We start from the raw sequence: 14,911 nt of genomic DNA, 5'->3' as shown, positions 1-14,911 counted from the left end.
TGAGTCAGGCCGGCAGCAGCCCGTCGGCGCGGAGCAGTTGCTCCAGGCACTGCGCCTGGATGCCGTAAAAAGCCTTGATGTCGCGGATCTGGGCGACCACCGCGTCGGCGGAACCGGCCTCTGCGCGCTTGACGGCCAGGATCATCTTGTTCTTGTTGGTGTGCTCCAGCGAGATGAACTCGAAGACCTGGGTGTCGTAGCCGGCGGCGTCCAGCAGCAAGGCACGCAGGCCGTCGGTGAGCATCTCGGCCTCTTGCGCCTGGTGGATGCCGTGCTGCAGGATGGGCCGCAGCGGGTGCGGGTTGAGCAGCTGCGGGCGCACTTCCTTGTGGCAGCACGGCGAGCACAGGATGATGTCGGCGCCGGCGCGGATGCCGAGGTGGATGGCGTGGTCGGTGGCGATGTCGCAGGCGTGCAGCGCGATCATCACGTTGAGCTGGGCCGGGTGGTGGTCACGCACGTCGCCCTGCTCATAGGCCATGCCGTCGAGGTGCAGCTTGCCGATGACGCCGCGGCAGAGCTGGACGAGGTCCTCGCGCAGTTCCACACCCGTGACCACGGCTTCGCGCTGCAGGGTGTGGCGCAACCAGTCGTGGATGGCGAAGGTCAGGTAGCCCTTGCCAGAGCCGAAATCCACCACGTGGATGGGCTGCTGGTCGCGCGGCGGCTGGGCCAGCGGCGAGCGCGCCAGGGCCGCGGCGAAGACTTCGACGAACTTGTTGATCTGCTTCCACTTGCGCGACATGGCCGGCACCAGCTGGCCGCGCGCGTCGGTGACACCGAGCTCGCGCAGGAAGGGGCGGGAGAGTTCGAGCAGGCGGTGCTTGTCGCGGTTGTGGGCGCCCGAGACCGCAGGGGGCGCGGAGGCCTCGGCGGGGGCTGCACCATGAGCCACCGGTTGTGACACGGTCTGCGCCCCTGTCTGTGCCGTCGGTTTGGCGTTCGACAGCTTGCCCACGCGCACCGTGGCCTTGCCCTTCTTGCTGAAGGCCAGCTGCACTTCCTCGGTCGGCGTGAAGAGATGGGCGTTGCGGAAAGCGCCATCGCGCAGCCACAGGCCCAGGTGGTGCCAGGCCTCGTCCAGCGTCAGGTTCTTGGTGATGTCTTTGGTGGGGAAGCGCAGCACCAGGCTCAGGTGGGGCTGGCCGCGCAGCGTCACGGGCCGCGCGATGACGCGCTGCAGCTGCTGGCCCAGGGCCTCGATGTCGGCCACGCCGCCTTGGTAAGCCACCAGCATGAGCTGCACCAGGCGGCCCGCGTCCGCCGCCTCGCGCAGCAGGGCGCCGAAACGGGCCAGCGGTGCGGCGTTGGCCTGGGCGGTGTCGGCATCGGGCGAGCGGGCGAGCTCAGAGGCTGGCTGGCGGGCGGGCAGGGGATCGGGCATGGTGGTGCGTTCGAAAGGGGCGGCCATTGTGCCTGCCGGAGACATGCGCAGGGGGCATCGGCGGCCTCACCAGCGGCTGATGCCATAGGCCGTCACGCCCAGGCCGAAGAGCAGCTGCATCACGAACAGCAGGTTGAAGGCCGCCGTGTAGCGCACCCAGCGCCAGCGGCGCTGGTCGTCCAGCAGGAAGAGGCGGGCGTGCTCGGGCAAGCCCGCTTCCAGCTGCTTGAGGCCTTGCTTGGTGAGGTGCAGCAGGTGGCGGCTGCGCGCGTCCACCACGGCGAACACCAGGGCCAGCAGGCTGACGAAGCCGCCCAGCAACACCAGCACGGCCGGGTGCGTGGCTTTTTCCAGGGCTGCGAACACCATGCCGTTGGCAAAGATGGACAGCGCCACGTAGAAGTTGAATGCCTTGAGCCGCTGCTCGGCGTTGAACTTCCAGTGCTCCCAGAGGTAGGTGTTGTGGGTCAGGCTCATGGCGGGGCTCAGCCGCGCGGGGCGCCGCCACCCTCTCGCCCGCCACCACCACCGCGCGGGCCGCGAGGCCCTTGCGGACGGCCACGGTCGTCTCGGCGGCCACCGGCGTGCGCGCGGGGGCCGTCGTTGCGGCCCTCGTTGCGGCCGCCTTCGCGGCGACCAGGGCCTTGGCCCGGGCGGCCATGGCCGTGCTCGGGGCGATGGTGAGGTCGCTGCGGACGGGCCGCATCTTCCTGGGCTTCCTTGCGAGCCTGCTCCAGCAGGCCGTCGAGCTGCTCGGGCGCGATGCCTTTGAGCGCGCAGAAATTGGCCGCGGTCAGCTTGGTGGTCTCGAAGTCGCGCAGCAGGCCGAAGCGCTGGCGGCGGCCGGCTTCTTCCTGTTCGCGCTGGGCGTCTTCCTGGGCGCGGCGGGCCTGCTGGTTGGCGCGGCGGCGGGCGAGCTCGTCGGCGGCCAGCTGGCGGTGCTCTTCGCTGAGCTCGCCGGCCGGCTGACCGTCGAGGTCAAAGCGCTGCTTGCCGCGCGACACGGCCACGAGGTAGGACGTGGCGCCGGTGAGGCGGCGGAAGAAGGCCGACAGGGCCTGCTTGCTGAACTCGCCGGGGGCGCGCTCCTGGATGTCCACCTGGATGCGCAGCTTCAGGGGCTTGGGCGCACCGCCGAACAGGGCCGGGAAGAGCTCGGCCAGGCGGGCGCCGGTGGCCGCGGTGGACACCTCGGCGCGCGGCGCGGCGGCCGGGGCGTCTGCGGCAGCAGGCTGGGTGGCGCCTCCCGCAGAGCCTTCCTCGGCGCCGTCTTCAGCACGGCGCTCGGCCATGGCCTCGGCAGGGTCGCCGCCATCGGCTGACGCAGCCGGCTCGGGCTGAGCCGCCGCATCGGGCTGCGTGGCCAGAGGCTCGGCAGCGGCAGCGGGCACCACCTCCGTGGACAGCGCGGCAGGCGCGGCCGTCACGGCGTGGGTGGGATCAGCGGTCTCGGCAGAGGGGGCCGGGTTCGTCGAGGACATGGGTCGGTCGCAGTGAATCGCAAAGCGGGGATTGTCGCCCCTGGCGAGCCGATTTCACAGTGCCCACCCCACATCTCGTCGGCAAACAGCCTGCGGCGGCGCCGTGCCGCGCGCCAAGGCGGGCTTCAGCGCCCCAGCACCACCCCACGCTCGCGGGCCGACAAGGCGCCCACAGGCCCCACGCGGGCCTCGATGGCGGCCTGCACCTCGCGGCGCCAGCCCAGCAGGAAACCGGCTTCGGCCACCACGAACAGCGGCCCGATGACCAGGCCGGTGAGGTCGTCAACGAACGCCGGCTTGCGGCCCTCGTAGATGTGGCCGATGAACTGCAGCACCCAGCCGCCGAAGAACAGGCCCAGGCTGGCGCTCAACCAGGCCGCCATGGGCAGGGCGGCCAGGGCGTGCCCGGCCCACAGCGACAAACCGGTCAGCACGGCCATGCTCAGGCCGTAGCGCAGGTCCAGGCGCAGGAAAAACAGCGTGGAGGCCAACCAGGTCAGCGTGGCCAGCGACACCGACACGCCGCCCACGTCCAGCGCCGCGCGGCCCAGCAAGGCCATCACCGAGACCACGATGACGGGGATGCCCACGAAGTGCGTGGCCACGTTGCGCACATGGCGGTGGTAGGCGGCGTAGCCGGCGAGGTGGTCGGTCAGGGTCTTCATGGCGGGCTTCAAGGTGGCGGCGGGGCGGTGGCAGGATGGCGGCAGGGACATCGAGAACAAGGCAATGGCCACATCGTGAGGCCAGCGCCGGCGCGTGTCTGCCATCTGCCCGACAGTCCATGTGCCTGCGCCTCAGGGATGTCACCTAGCGCCGCCACCGTTGTCGCGCGTAACCTGCGCGCCTGTGACACCCACCCACGACGCCCCCACCCTGGCCCTGTTGCGCCAGGGCCGCTGGTTTTCCGGCCTGCCCGAAGGTTTCCAACACCGCCTGGTGCAGCCCGGGCACCGCGTGCAACTGGCCCGCGGCGAGCGCCTGTTCGCGCGGGGCGATGCCAACAGCGGCCTGTACGCGGTGCTGTCGGGCGCCATCAGCGTGGGCGCGGTCGGCCCCGGCGGCAAGGAGGCCCTGGTGGCCGTGGCCGAAGCGCCGCAGTGGTTCGGTGAAATCGCCCTGATCGACGGTGGCCTGCGCACGCACAACGCCGACGCCCGCGAGGCCAGCACCCTGCTGTGGCTGCCATTGGCCGAGCTGCACGCCCTGCTGGCCGAAGACCCGCGCCGCTGGCAAGCCTTTGGCCAGCTCGCCATGGAGAAGCTGCGCGCCCTGTTCATGGGCGTGGAAGAGCTCGCCTTGCTGGCCGCCCCGGCGCGGGTGGCGCGGCGCCTGCTGTCATTGGCCACAGCCCACGGCCAGCTCGCCGAAGGCCAGACCCGCGATGCCCTGCAACTCAACCAGGAGCAGCTCGGCGCCATGCTGGCGCTGACGCGGCAGACGGTCAACCTCGTGCTCAAGGACTTCGAAGCGCGCGGCCTGCTGCGCTGCCAGTACGGCCGCATCGACATCCTCGACTGGGCGGCGCTGGGCCGCGAGGGCGAGGGCTGACGCGTCGGCCCAGGCCCAGGCTCAGGCTCAGGCGGCGGCCAACGCCCCCGGCAGCATCCGCGCCAGCAGGGCGCCTTCGAAGCGCGCGTCCAGCGGGATGCGCACGTGCAGCGGGCTGCCCGGTGCGGCCAAAATGGGCTCGCCGTCGAGGTTGCGCATGGTGTCGAGCTTGAGCATCTGGTTGCCCAGCGGGTGGATCACCTCGACGGTGTCGCCCACGTCGAAGCGGTTCTTCACGATCACTTCGGCCCAGCCGTCCTGCACGCCCTTGACCTCGCCGCAGAACTGGCTGCGGTGGAACTCGGAGTGGCCGGTGATGTAGTTCTGGTGGTCCTGCGCGGGGCGGCGCTCCAGGAAACCCGCCGTGTAGCCCCGGCTGGCCAGGCCTTCGAGCTGGATGAGCAGTTCGCGGTTGAAGGGCCGCCCGGCCATGGCGTCGTCGATGGCGTTGCGATAGACCTGGGCCACGCGCGCCACGTAGTACAGCGACTTGGTGCGGCCTTCCACTTTCAGTGAATCGACGCCGATCTTCGCCAGACGCTCGACGTGCTCGACGGCACGCAGGTCCTTCGAATTCATGATGTAGGTGCCGTGGTCGTCTTCCATGATGGGCATGAGCTCGCCCGGCCGGCCGGCTTCTTCGATCAGATAGACCTTGTCGGCCGCGGGGTGGCGCTGGCCGTCACCACAAGCACTCGGGGAGAAAGACGCGGCCTGCGCATTGGCCTGCTCTTCCTCGAAGTTGAAGACGCCTTCCAGTTTGACCGGGATGGCTTCGCCCGAGTCAGACTGCTCGGTGGCCGATTGCGTCTTGTAGTTCCAGCGGCAGGCGTTGGTGCAGGTGCCCTGGTTGGGGTCGCGGCGGTTGAAGTAGCCCGACAGCAGGCAGCGGCCCGAGTAGGCGATGCACAGCGCGCCGTGCACGAACACCTCCAGCGCCATGTCGGGGCATTCCTGGCGGATGCGCTCGATCTCATCGAGGCTCAATTCGCGCGACAAGATGATGCGCTGCACGCCCATCTTCTGCCAGAACTTCACCGTGGCGAAGTTGGTCGTGTTGGCCTGCACCGAGAGGTGGATGGGCACGTGCGGCCACTTCTCGCGCACCATCATGATCAAACCCGGGTCGGCCATGATGATGCCGTCGGGGTTCATCTCGATGATGGGCTCGATGTCGCGCAGGTAGGTGCGGACCTTGTCGTTGTGCGCGATCAGGTTGCTGGTCACGAACAGCTTCTTGCCGCGCTGGCGGGCCTCGGTGATGCCTTGCGCCAGTTGCTCCAGCTTGAACTCGTTGTTGCGCGCGCGCAGGGAGTAGCGCGGCTGGCCGGCATAGACGGCATCGGCGCCGAAGTCAAAGGCGGCGCGCATTTTGTCGAGCGAGCCGGCGGGCAGCAGCAGTTCAGGGGCCTTCATGGCCGGCATTGTCGCCGCTGCGGCGGTTTCGTGCATCCGGGTCTCAGGTCAGGGCGCCACGACGGCCTCACCGTCACGGGTGGCTGCACGCACACGCACCAGCTCATCGGCCATGAAGGCGGCGATGCCCTGCGGGTCGGCGGGGTAGAGGTCGCGCATGGCCGGGTTGCCGTCGAAGCTGGCCTGCACCAGCGCGGCCAACTCATCGAGCGTCATGCGCTGCGCTTCCAGCAGCTTGAAAGCCAGCAGCACCTTGAGCGCGTTGTCGGCGTTGCGGCGGGGCTCCTCGCTGAGCCACTGGATGCGCGAGCGGGCCGCGGCCAGCGCCGCACTCACCGCACCATCGTGCTCGCCAAACGGCGCACCATGGCCGGGAATGACCACGCTTGGCTGCAACTGGCCGATGAGGTCCAGCGTGGCGGCCTGCTCGGCGAACCCGGGGATGCCCTCCAGCTCGGGGAAGATGACGCCAAAGCCCTTTTGCCACAGCGCGTCCGCCGAGATCAACAGCCCCAGTCGCTCGCACCACAGCATCACCATGGCGTGGTCGTGGCCCATGGCGGGCAGCACCGTCCAGTCCTCGCCGCCCAGGCTGACCACGCTGTGCGGCTGCAGCAGCGCGTCGTGGCGGAAAGGCGGGCATTGCTGGCCGGTGCGGCGGTAGCTCAGGCGATCCTCGTCCCAGGTGTCCACCAGGGCGGCATCGCCGGGCGGGATCCAGGTCTCGCAACCGAAATGCGCGGTCAGCATGGCGTTGCCACCGGCGTGGTCGGAGTGCAGGTGGGTGTTGAGGATGCGGCCCAGCGGGCGGCCTGTCAGCGCCTGCTGCAACAGCGTCAGGGTGGTGTCGGCGTGGGTGACGTAGCCGGTGTCCACCACCGTGGGCACCTCGTCGGCGGCGAACACGATGTTGTTGGACGACAGCCAGCCGCGCTCCAGCACCTGGATGGCATCGGGCAACAGGGGGTGACAGAACGGGTGGCGCATGCGGGTCCTGGGCGCGCCTGACCGCGACGCGCCGGGTGATCTTATGACAGGCGCATGCCCCACGTTGAATTGGCCGTGGCATGCCCCGCTGTTTGCCGGATCACGCCACGCCAGGTTTTCCACAATCCGCTCACGACGTCCCGCCGACGAGGCGTCGTGGCGCACACCGCGTGCGTGCTCACCCCCACGAGGACACCATGACCCACAGTGTTTCCATCGCCGGCAAGCCAGAGGTGCGTCCACCCGACGCTCAGCACCACCGCGCTGCCACCGCCCCGCAAGGGCCTCACAACCGCGCGCGCATCCGCGAATTCTTCCGCTACCACGGCGTCTGGGCGCCCGGTGTGCGCCTGTTCCGGCGCCTGGGCTTTCAGGGCAAGGCCTTCGTGCTCACGGCGGTCTTCCTGGTGCCGATCGCGCTGCTGTCCTGGCAGTATTTCAGCGACAGCGCCCGCACCATCCGCTTCACCGCCCTGGAACGCCAGGGCGTGGTCGCGATGCGGCAGTTCGTGCCCGTGCTCAAGGGCATCATCGACATCCGCAACGCCACGCGCGCCATGGCCGGCGGCTTCGACGCCGCAGCCGATTACCAGCGGGCCCGCCAGGGCACCGACCAGGCCTTGGCCGCCATGGCAGCCACCCTGCGCGCCGACAACGACACCCTGCAGCTGCAAGCCGCGCTGGCCAAGTTGCAAACCGCCTGGGCCGCCACGGCGAACGCCAAACAGGGCTTGGACGACAAGGGCCGCACCGTGTTCGGCCCGGTCACGCAGGCCGCGGTGGAATTGCTCAACCTGATCGGCGACCGCTCGAACCTCGTGCTCGACCCCGACATCGACAGCTACTACCTGGTCAACGCGCTGGTGCTGACCCTGCCGCAAACGATGGAGAACGTCGGGCAGCTCTGGGGCTGGGGCACCTACGCGGCCATCCGCGGGGGCATCGGCACGGACAACGAGAAGTCCTGGTACGTCTGGGACGCCCGCGTGAAGTCCGGCGTGGACGATGTGCGCGCCTACCTGCACCGCGCTTGGGACGCCAACCCCTCGCTCAAGCCACGGCTCGACCTGGCCGCGCTCGACCAGGCCCTGACCCTGCGCAAGGTCGGTGAGCTTGCCGTGTTCGACGCCAGCGCGCCCAAGCCGGCCGACTACTACCGCCAGGGTCAGCAAACCGTGGCCAGCCTGGCGGCTTTCTACGACCAGGCCCTGCCCCTGCTCGACGAACTGCTGGCGCGGCGCGAAGCCCACCTGCAGAACGCCCGGCTGGGCACGCTGGTCGTGCTGGTGGCGGCGCTGACGCTGACCAGCTACCTGTTCCTGTCCTTCCAGAAGGTGCTGGAAGGCGGCCTGCGCGAGGTGGTCTTCCACATCGACGCCATCCGCCAGGGCAACCTCACCACGCACCCGCGGGCCTGGGGCGCCGACGAAGTCGCTGGCCTGATGAGCAACATCACGGGCCTGCAGACCGCGCTCAAGCGCATCGTCGGCCAGATGCGGACCTCGGCCGACCACATCGTGCACGCCAGCAGCGAGATCGCCGCGGGCTCCACCGACCTGGCCGCGCGCACCGAAGAATCGGCCGCCAGCCTGCAGCAGCAGGCCCAGACCATGGCGCACATCGCCCAGACGGTGCAGGCCACCGCGAACATCGCGAACGAAGCCTCGGCGCTGGCCACGAACAATGCCGAAGCCGCGCGCCGCGGCGGCGACATCATCCACACCATGGTGGACACCATGGGCGGCATCCAGCAAGCTTCGCGGCGCATCGGCGACATCACCGCCGCCATCGACGGCATCGCCTTCCAGACCAACCTGCTGGCGCTCAACGCCGCGGTGGAAGCCGCCCGCGCGGGCGAGGCCGGCCGGGGCTTTGCGGTGGTGGCCGGCGAGGTGCGGGCGCTGGCCCAGCGGGCCTCCACGGCCGCGCGCGAGATCAAGGGCCTGGTGTCCGACAGCGTGGGCCGCATCGACACGGGCACCGCCATCGTGGGCCAGGCCGGTGCCGCGGTGGACGAGATCGTCGCGCAGGCCTTGCGCATCAACGAGATGCTGGCCCACGTGGCCACCAGCTCGCGCCAGGAGGCCGACGAGGTCCAGCAGACCACACTGGCCGTGCAGGCCATGGACGCGGTGACGCAGCAAAACGCCGCGCTGGTCGAGCAGAACGCTGCGGCTGCGGCCTCCATGCGGGACCAGGCCGAGGTGCTGTCGTCCGAGGTGTCGGCCTTCCAGCTGGCCTGAGCCCGGCCCGACCCCGCCTCAACCGTGGCGGATGAGGTGGTCGAAGGCGCTCAGCGCCGCCTTGGCACCGTCGCCCGCAGCAATCACGATCTGCTTGTAAGGCACGGTCGTGCAGTCGCCCGCCGCGAACACCCCGGGGATGTTGGTCGCGCCCTTGGCATCGACGATGATTTCGCCGAACTTGCTCAGCTCGACCGTGCCGCGCAGGAATTCGGTGTTGGGCACCAGGCCGATCTGCACGAACACACCTTCCAGCGGCACCAGGTGCTCCACGCCGGTGGCGCGGTCCTTGTACTTCAGGCCATTGACCTTGCCATCCACGCCGGTGATTTCCGTGGTCTGCGCGTTGGTGTGGATGGTCACGTTGGGCAGGCTTTGCAGCTTCTTGACCAGCACCGCGTCGGCCTTGAGCTGCTCGGCGAACTCCACCACCGTCACGTGGGCCACCACACCGGCCAGGTCGATGGCGGCTTCCACGCCCGAGTTGCCACCGCCGATCACCGCCGTGCGCTTGCCCTTGAACAGCGGGCCGTCGCAGTGCGGGCAGTAGGCCACGCCCTTGTTCTTGTACTCGGCCTCGCCGGGCACGTTGACGTTGCGCCAGCGCGCGCCGGTGGACAGGATCACGGTTTTGGCCTTGAGCACACCGCCATTGGCCATCTTCACCTCGACGAGGCCGCCGGCTTGCGCGGCAGGCACGATGGCGTCGGCGCGTTGCAGGTTCATGATGTCCACGTCGTAGGCCTTGGCGTGGGCTTCGAGCGCGGCCGAGAACTTCGGGCCGTCGGTTTCCAGCACCGAGATGTAGTTCTCGATGCCCAGCGTGTCATTGGTCTGGCCACCGAAACGCTCGGCGGCGATGCCGGTGCGGATGCCCTTGCGGGCGGCGTACACGGCGGCTGCAGCACCCGCGGGGCCACCGCCGACGATGAGCACGTCGTACGGGGCCTTGGCATTGAGCTTGGCCGCTTCCTTGGCACCGGCGTTGGTGTCGAGCTTGGCCACGATCTCATCGACCGTCATGCGGCCGGAGGCGAACACCTGGCCGTTGAGGAAGACCATGGGCACGGCCATGATCTCGCGACGCTCCACCTCTTCCTGGAAGGCGCCGCCCTCGATGACGGTGGTCTTGACCTTGGGGTTCAGGATGGCCATGAGCGACAGCGCCTGCACCACGTCGGGGCAGTTGTGGCAGCTCAGGGACATGAAGACTTCGAAATGGAAGTCGCCGCCATCTGCAGGGCTCAGGGCGCGGATGTTGTCCAGCGTCTCGGCCGTTTCCTTCGGCGGGTGGCCGCCGGTCCAGAGCAGGGCCAGCACCAGCGAGGTGAACTCATGGCCCAGCGGCAGGCCGGCGAAGCGAAGCGATGTGTCGCTGCCGGTGCGCTGCAGCGAGAACGACGGCTTGCGGGCGTCCTGGCCGTCGGTGCGCAGGGTGATTTTGTCGGAGCGCAGACTTTGGATGGTCTGCAGCAACTCAAGCATCTCGCGGGAGTTCTCGGAGTCACTCAGGGATGCAACGATCTCGAAGGGTTGTTGGACCCGCTCCAGGTAGGCGGCGAGTTGGGCCTTGAGGGTGTCGTCGAGCATGGGGGGCATCCTTCAATGTGAGTTCAAGTGACTTCGGGAACCGGCCTCCTCTTGCGTTGGCGAGGTGAGGCGGCCAGGGTCATCCACCCACCCGCCTTGTGAGCGGGCAGGGGGCGGGTTTTCAACGGTGTGGTGAGGTCAGGCCTCCACACAGGTCAAAGCTTGGAAAGATCGCAAGGGCGCGATCAGATCTTGCCGACCAGGTCCAGCGAGGGAGCCAAAGTCTTGGCGCCTTCCTTCCACTTGGCCGGGCAGACCTGGCCAGGGTTGGCGGCGGTGTACTGGGCGGCCTTCAGCTTGCGCAGGGTTTCCGACACGTCGCGGGCGATTTCGTTGGAGTGCACTTCGGCGGTCTTGATGACGCCGTCGGGGTTGACGATGAAGGTGCCGCGCAGGGCCAGGCCTTCTTCTTCGATGTGCACGTCAAAGGCGCGGGTCAGCTTGTGGGTCGGGTCGCCGACCAGGGGGAACTTGGCCTTGCCCACGGCGGGGGAGGTCTCGTGCCACACCTTGTGCGAGAAGTGGGTGTCGGTGGTGACGATGTAGACCTCGGCGCCAGCAGCCTGGAAGGCGGCGTAGTTGTCGGCGGCGTCTTCGATTTCGGTCGGGCAGTTGAAGGTGAAGGCGGCCGGCATGAAGATCAGCACGGACCACTTGCCCTTCAGGCTCTCGTCGGAGACGGTGATGAACTCGCCCTTGCCGCCACGGTTGACGAAGGCTTCGGTCTTGAACGGCTGAACGGGGGTGTTGATCAGGGACATGACAGGGATCCTCTAAGGTTGGGTTGGCAGGGCCGGAAAAATGGCCCTGTGTGAGAAGGCAGAACGGATCTTAGGCCATGCCTTGCCATATGGCGAATTGATTGAGCAAATGCTTTTGATTGTGCAAGGCTATGGGGCGAACCCTGCGAACCAGCTCACCGTCGCCCATGAAAAAAGCCCCACCTGTTGCCAGACGGGGCCTTTGATGAGAGTGTTTGCTCACTTCACATAGAAGCGCGTCGCGTTGACCGGGGTGTTGGACAAGCGGTTGATGCCGAAAGTGGACAGCGTCGGGCTGACCGCGCGCCCGACCACCGCGGCCGACAGCGTCACCGAGCTCACGCCCGCAGGCACCTTGCACATGTAGAGGCCGGTGCTGCCAGACGCGCAGCTCACGCCCGCGGTGTTGACCTTGAAGGTGGCAGCGCCTGTGAACGGTGTGCCGTTGGTGTTGAGCAGCCAGCCCGAGACCATGAAACTGCCATCGCTGGCCACGGTGGTCGCGGTGGTTTTGCCCAGGGCGGCCACGGTGGACTTGGTCTGCAGCACCGAGGCCACGACGTTCTCCGTGGCGGTGCCGCAGACGGCGCCCGCGCTGGTGCACTTGAGTTGCGGCGAGGAGAACAGCGCCACGCGCGGCGAGATGTAGGACATCACCGTGCCGAACGCACCCGACACGCCCTTGCCGTAGCTGTGGCTGAACACGCCCGGGAAGGACGAGTTGGCCTTGTCGTGCGCGTTGCCCAGGTTGTGGCCCAGCTCGTGCGCCAGGGTCAGGGACTCGCAGTACCAGCCGTTGCTGGTCTGGCCGTCGTTGAGCGCCGCGAACATCAGGTAAGGCGCCTGCGACTTGAACGTGGCCAGGCCGGCAGCGTTGGCCGCAGGCACGTAGGCCAGGCCGCAGGTGCCGGTGGTGGACGTCACGGCGTTGAAGGGCGAGAAGAACACGGTCATGGCCGCGCCATTGAGCGACTTCTGAGCGGCCGTGCCCTTGAACGCACCCGCGTCCAGGCGCAGGTTGCCCAGATGGGTTTGCGGCGTGGCATCGGCCACCGCCACCTGGCGCCAGCCCACCACGCGGAACTTGATGCCCGTGCCGCTGTTGCCGTAGGCGCTGTTGGCCACTTCCACCAGGTTGGACAGGCGGGTGCGCGCGGCCGTCTCGTTGCCCCACATCTTGACGTAGCTGGGGCTGTAGGTCATGAGCAGGTTGATGGTGGTGTCCACCGTGCCGGCCTTCAGCGGGATCAGGCTGGGTGTGGTGGTGGTCGTGGTGGTCGTGGTCGTCGTGGTGGTGGTCGTGACTGCCGCCTGGGTCCTGACCAGGGCGCCGGCCGACAGGGGTTCGCCGTCCAGCAGGCCGCTCACCTCGATGTGGTCATCGCCCCGCGGGGCTTGCCAGCCAGCGGCTTTGGGGTCGAGGATCTGTGTTTTGCCACCGCGCGTGACGATCTGGTACTCGCCCTGCGAGGTCAGCACCGTGCCGAAGACGGCGTCTTTGCTGATGGTCAGTTGCGTCGGGTAGGCGATGCCGTCCATGCGGCTGACGCCAGTGACTTGCTGGAAGCCGTGCTCGTCGATGGCGGCGCGGGTCACCACGGCCACCTCGGTCAGGCCACCGGGCAGCGGCAGGGCGATTTCCGCACCTTCACCCGCTTGCGCGATGGCGGCAAAGTTGCCGCTGATCTCGTGGACGCCCTTCTCCAGGCTGTTGCCCACGGCGTAGGCCTGGCCGGCCACCGCGGCCAGGGCCGAGGCGTCCACCGCGCGCAAGGCACTGCCCTGCTGCTGGAAGGCCACCTGGCGATCGGCAAAGCGGATGGCGCCGACAAAGCCCGCCGAGGTCTGCTTCAGATAGACGCGGTCTCGGGTGCTGCCCGCCAGGCGGCCATGCCAGTAGGCCAGGCCGTCGATGCCGCGGGTGGTGGTCTCGAACACCACCGTCTTGCGGCCGATGACGGGGAAGTCGATGGCCACCTGCTCGCCGGCCTTCATGGCCAGCAAAGCGCGGGCGTCCAGCTTCATGGGCGACAGGATGTTCAGCCCTTGCGGCGCGGCCGCCGGCTCGGCGGCGTGGGCGGCACCCACCGACAGGGCCAGGACGGCCGAGGCAAAGACGGTGGGCAAGGCAAGGTGAGATCGCATGTGCACTCCTGAGACGCGGGACAAGGGATGGCGGTCTCGCCATCCAGGGCGTGCAAAGTGCGCGTGCGGACACCCCGCCCGATGGCGGCATGGCGGCCCGGCTGGCGTGGGTGCACTGGCACCGTTAGCCCCGCAGCTTTGCGTCACCGCACTTTCGTGCGGGTTGCCCAGATGAGTCCTCAGCTTAGTGCAAGCAGACGTGAACACGTGTGAACGAATGGACAAAGCGCGAAATGCCGCGGCTTGGGGTGCCAGTTTTCTGGCGGGCAGGCAGGCTGCATTTCCGGGTTTCTGTCAGGCAACTTCCTACAAGGCGTGTAGCCGGCTGCCGACCGGCCTTACATCCAGACACCTATCAAGGAAATTGGCAGGTGTTTGCACAATGACTCCATCGACACCGCAAACACAACGCGGTTCACCACACACCCCGCACACCGGAGCCCAACCATGAACGCCGACCAGATCCTGATGGAAATCCGCGAAGTCAACCTGTCCTACCTGATGCTGGCCCAGAGCCTCATCCGTTCGGACCGCGAACAGGCGCTCTACCGCCTGGGGATCTCGGAGCAAGCCGCCGAGCGCCTGGCCTCGCTGAGCCCGGCCCAGGTGCTGAAGGTCGCGTCCGGCAACACCCTGCTGTGCCGCATGCGCATCGACGACGACCTGGTCTGGTCCCTGCTGACCAGCCACTCCAAGTCGGCCAACGATTCCGTCACCCGCCTGCACGCCAACATCCTGATGGCCGGCCGCCACCAGGAAGCTGCCTGACCCGCACGACGACACCCCCGACTTTCAGAACGCCCCCAGGAGACCACCATGCGCACCAAGAGCCTGTTGACCGAAGCCAAGCAAATCGACCGCGCCGTCACGCTCATCCACCTCGGTGCACGCCTGCAGGTCCTGGAGTCGGAGACCGACATGTCCTACGAGCGCCTGCTGCGCCTGTACAAGGAAGTTTCGGGCAAGTCGCCTTCCAAGGGCCAGCTGCCGTTCTCGACGGACTGGTTCATGACCTGGCAGCCCAACATCCACGCCAGCCTGTTCCTCAACGTCCACGAGTACCTCAACAAGGCCTCGGAGATGGACGAGATCGACGTCGTCATCAAGGCCTACCAGCTCTACCTGGAGCAGACCCAATCCCAAGGCCTGGAGCCCCTGCTGTCGGTGACCCGCGCCTGGCGCCTGGTCAAGTTCATCGACAACGGCATGCTGACGATGACCAAGTGCAACAAGTGCGGTGGCCACTTCGTCACCCACCCGCACGAAATCGCCCGCCACTTCACCTGCGGCCTGTGCAACCCACCCGCACGCGCCGGCAAGGGCAAGGCCGCCGGTTCGCTGCAGATGCACTGA

General features: G+C 68.1%; 13 protein-coding genes and 1 riboswitch. Of the genes, 4 read left to right on the top strand and 9 right to left on the bottom strand.

Annotated elements, in window-relative coordinates:
- Nucleotides 1–4: 4 nt before the first annotated feature.
- The 4 genes from EV672_RS10660 to EV672_RS10645 all read right to left on the bottom strand — a co-directional run bounded on the left by EV672_RS10660 (nucleotide 5) and on the right by EV672_RS10645 (nucleotide 3,530).
- Nucleotides 5–1,384 carry a class I SAM-dependent methyltransferase gene (locus EV672_RS10660; protein ID WP_133609014.1) on the bottom strand — a complete coding sequence of 460 codons (1,380 nt, stop codon included), beginning with the start codon at nucleotides 1,382–1,384 and terminating at the stop codon, nucleotides 5–7.
- 66 nt (nucleotides 1,385–1,450) lie between these two features.
- Entirely contained in the window at nucleotides 1,451–1,861 is a 411-nt protein-coding gene (locus tag EV672_RS10655; RefSeq protein ID WP_133609012.1) for a hypothetical protein, read from the bottom strand.
- Nucleotides 1,862–1,869: 8 nt separating this feature from the next.
- Nucleotides 1,870–2,865, bottom strand: coding sequence for a ProQ/FINO family protein (locus tag EV672_RS10650; RefSeq protein WP_243738626.1), 996 nt, complete (start codon nucleotides 2,863–2,865; stop codon nucleotides 1,870–1,872).
- A 125-nt stretch (nucleotides 2,866–2,990) separates the two neighbouring features.
- On the bottom strand, nucleotides 2,991–3,530 hold the full coding sequence (locus EV672_RS10645) for an Mpo1 family 2-hydroxy fatty acid dioxygenase (protein WP_133609146.1): 540 nt from the start codon (nucleotides 3,528–3,530) through the stop codon (nucleotides 2,991–2,993).
- 184 nt (nucleotides 3,531–3,714) lie between these two features.
- Here EV672_RS10645 and EV672_RS10640 point away from each other — a divergent pair, with 184 nt between their 5' ends.
- A complete protein-coding gene (locus EV672_RS10640; protein WP_208110756.1) occupies nucleotides 3,715–4,416 on the top strand; it encodes a Crp/Fnr family transcriptional regulator in 702 nt (233 codons plus the stop codon).
- Nucleotides 4,417–4,443: 27 nt separating this feature from the next.
- Here EV672_RS10640 and trhP read toward each other — a convergent pair whose 3' ends face one another.
- Nucleotides 4,444–5,868 carry a prephenate-dependent tRNA uridine(34) hydroxylase TrhP gene (gene trhP, locus EV672_RS10635; protein WP_243738625.1) on the bottom strand — a complete coding sequence of 475 codons (1,425 nt, stop codon included), beginning with the start codon at nucleotides 5,866–5,868 and terminating at the stop codon, nucleotides 4,444–4,446.
- Between the two features lie 12 nt (nucleotides 5,869–5,880).
- On the bottom strand, nucleotides 5,881–6,819 hold the full coding sequence (locus tag EV672_RS10630; RefSeq protein ID WP_133609010.1) for an MBL fold metallo-hydrolase: 939 nt from the start codon (nucleotides 6,817–6,819) through the stop codon (nucleotides 5,881–5,883).
- 197 nt (nucleotides 6,820–7,016) lie between these two features.
- Between EV672_RS10630 and EV672_RS10625 the strand changes: the two genes are divergently transcribed.
- Complete coding sequence (locus tag EV672_RS10625) at nucleotides 7,017–9,062, top strand: methyl-accepting chemotaxis protein (RefSeq protein ID WP_166643537.1); 2,046 nt, start codon at nucleotides 7,017–7,019, stop codon at nucleotides 9,060–9,062.
- Between the two features lie 18 nt (nucleotides 9,063–9,080).
- Here EV672_RS10625 and ahpF read toward each other — a convergent pair whose 3' ends face one another.
- The 3 genes from ahpF to EV672_RS10610 form a co-directional block, all read right to left on the bottom strand.
- Nucleotides 9,081–10,652 carry an alkyl hydroperoxide reductase subunit F gene (gene ahpF, locus EV672_RS10620; protein ID WP_133609006.1) on the bottom strand — a complete coding sequence of 524 codons (1,572 nt, stop codon included), beginning with the start codon at nucleotides 10,650–10,652 and terminating at the stop codon, nucleotides 9,081–9,083.
- 185 nt (nucleotides 10,653–10,837) lie between these two features.
- The gene (gene ahpC / locus EV672_RS10615) at nucleotides 10,838–11,413 is read right to left on the bottom strand and encodes an alkyl hydroperoxide reductase subunit C (protein WP_133609004.1); all 576 of its coding nucleotides are present in this window, start codon (nucleotides 11,411–11,413) and stop codon (nucleotides 10,838–10,840) included.
- Between the two features lie 219 nt (nucleotides 11,414–11,632).
- A complete protein-coding gene (locus EV672_RS10610) occupies nucleotides 11,633–13,558 on the bottom strand; it encodes a reprolysin-like metallopeptidase (RefSeq protein ID WP_133609002.1) in 1,926 nt (641 codons plus the stop codon).
- An 88-nt stretch (nucleotides 13,559–13,646) separates the two neighbouring features.
- Nucleotides 13,647–13,736, bottom strand: a riboswitch (cyclic di-GMP riboswitch).
- 269 nt (nucleotides 13,737–14,005) lie between these two features.
- Here EV672_RS10610 and flhD point away from each other — a divergent pair.
- Entirely contained in the window at nucleotides 14,006–14,326 is a 321-nt protein-coding gene (gene flhD, locus EV672_RS10605) for a flagellar transcriptional regulator FlhD (RefSeq protein WP_133609000.1), read from the top strand.
- Between the two features lie 48 nt (nucleotides 14,327–14,374).
- On the top strand, nucleotides 14,375–14,911 hold the full coding sequence (flhC, locus tag EV672_RS10600) for a flagellar transcriptional regulator FlhC (protein ID WP_133607011.1): 537 nt from the start codon (nucleotides 14,375–14,377) through the stop codon (nucleotides 14,909–14,911).

Source organism: Aquabacterium commune (assembly GCF_004362855.1).
Taxonomy (GTDB): Bacteria; Pseudomonadota; Gammaproteobacteria; order Burkholderiales; family Burkholderiaceae_C; genus Aquabacterium; species Aquabacterium commune.
The sequence above is the reverse complement of the archived record's forward strand: the minus strand, read 5'-3'. Positions and strand labels throughout refer to the sequence as shown.

Coding starts and splice junctions, on each gene's coding strand:
- EV672_RS10660 (WP_133609014.1), bottom strand. CDS start 1,384: ATGCCCGATCCCCTGCCCGCCCGCCAGCCAGCCTCTGAGCTCGCCCGC.
- EV672_RS10655 (WP_133609012.1), bottom strand. CDS start 1,861: ATGAGCCTGACCCACAACACCTACCTCTGGGAGCACTGGAAGTTCAAC.
- EV672_RS10650 (WP_243738626.1), bottom strand. CDS start 2,865: ATGTCCTCGACGAACCCGGCCCCCTCTGCCGAGACCGCTGATCCCACC.
- EV672_RS10645 (WP_133609146.1), bottom strand. CDS start 3,530: ATGAAGACCCTGACCGACCACCTCGCCGGCTACGCCGCCTACCACCGC.
- trhP (WP_243738625.1), bottom strand. CDS start 5,868: ATGCACGAAACCGCCGCAGCGGCGACAATGCCGGCCATGAAGGCCCCT.
- EV672_RS10630 (WP_133609010.1), bottom strand. CDS start 6,819: ATGCGCCACCCGTTCTGTCACCCCCTGTTGCCCGATGCCATCCAGGTG.
- EV672_RS10625 (WP_166643537.1), top strand. CDS start 7,017: ATGACCCACAGTGTTTCCATCGCCGGCAAGCCAGAGGTGCGTCCACCC.
- ahpF (WP_133609006.1), bottom strand. CDS start 10,652: ATGCTCGACGACACCCTCAAGGCCCAACTCGCCGCCTACCTGGAGCGG.
- ahpC (WP_133609004.1), bottom strand. CDS start 11,413: ATGTCCCTGATCAACACCCCCGTTCAGCCGTTCAAGACCGAAGCCTTC.
- EV672_RS10610 (WP_133609002.1), bottom strand. CDS start 13,558: ATGCGATCTCACCTTGCCTTGCCCACCGTCTTTGCCTCGGCCGTCCTG.
- flhD (WP_133609000.1), top strand. CDS start 14,006: ATGAACGCCGACCAGATCCTGATGGAAATCCGCGAAGTCAACCTGTCC.
- flhC (WP_133607011.1), top strand. CDS start 14,375: ATGCGCACCAAGAGCCTGTTGACCGAAGCCAAGCAAATCGACCGCGCC.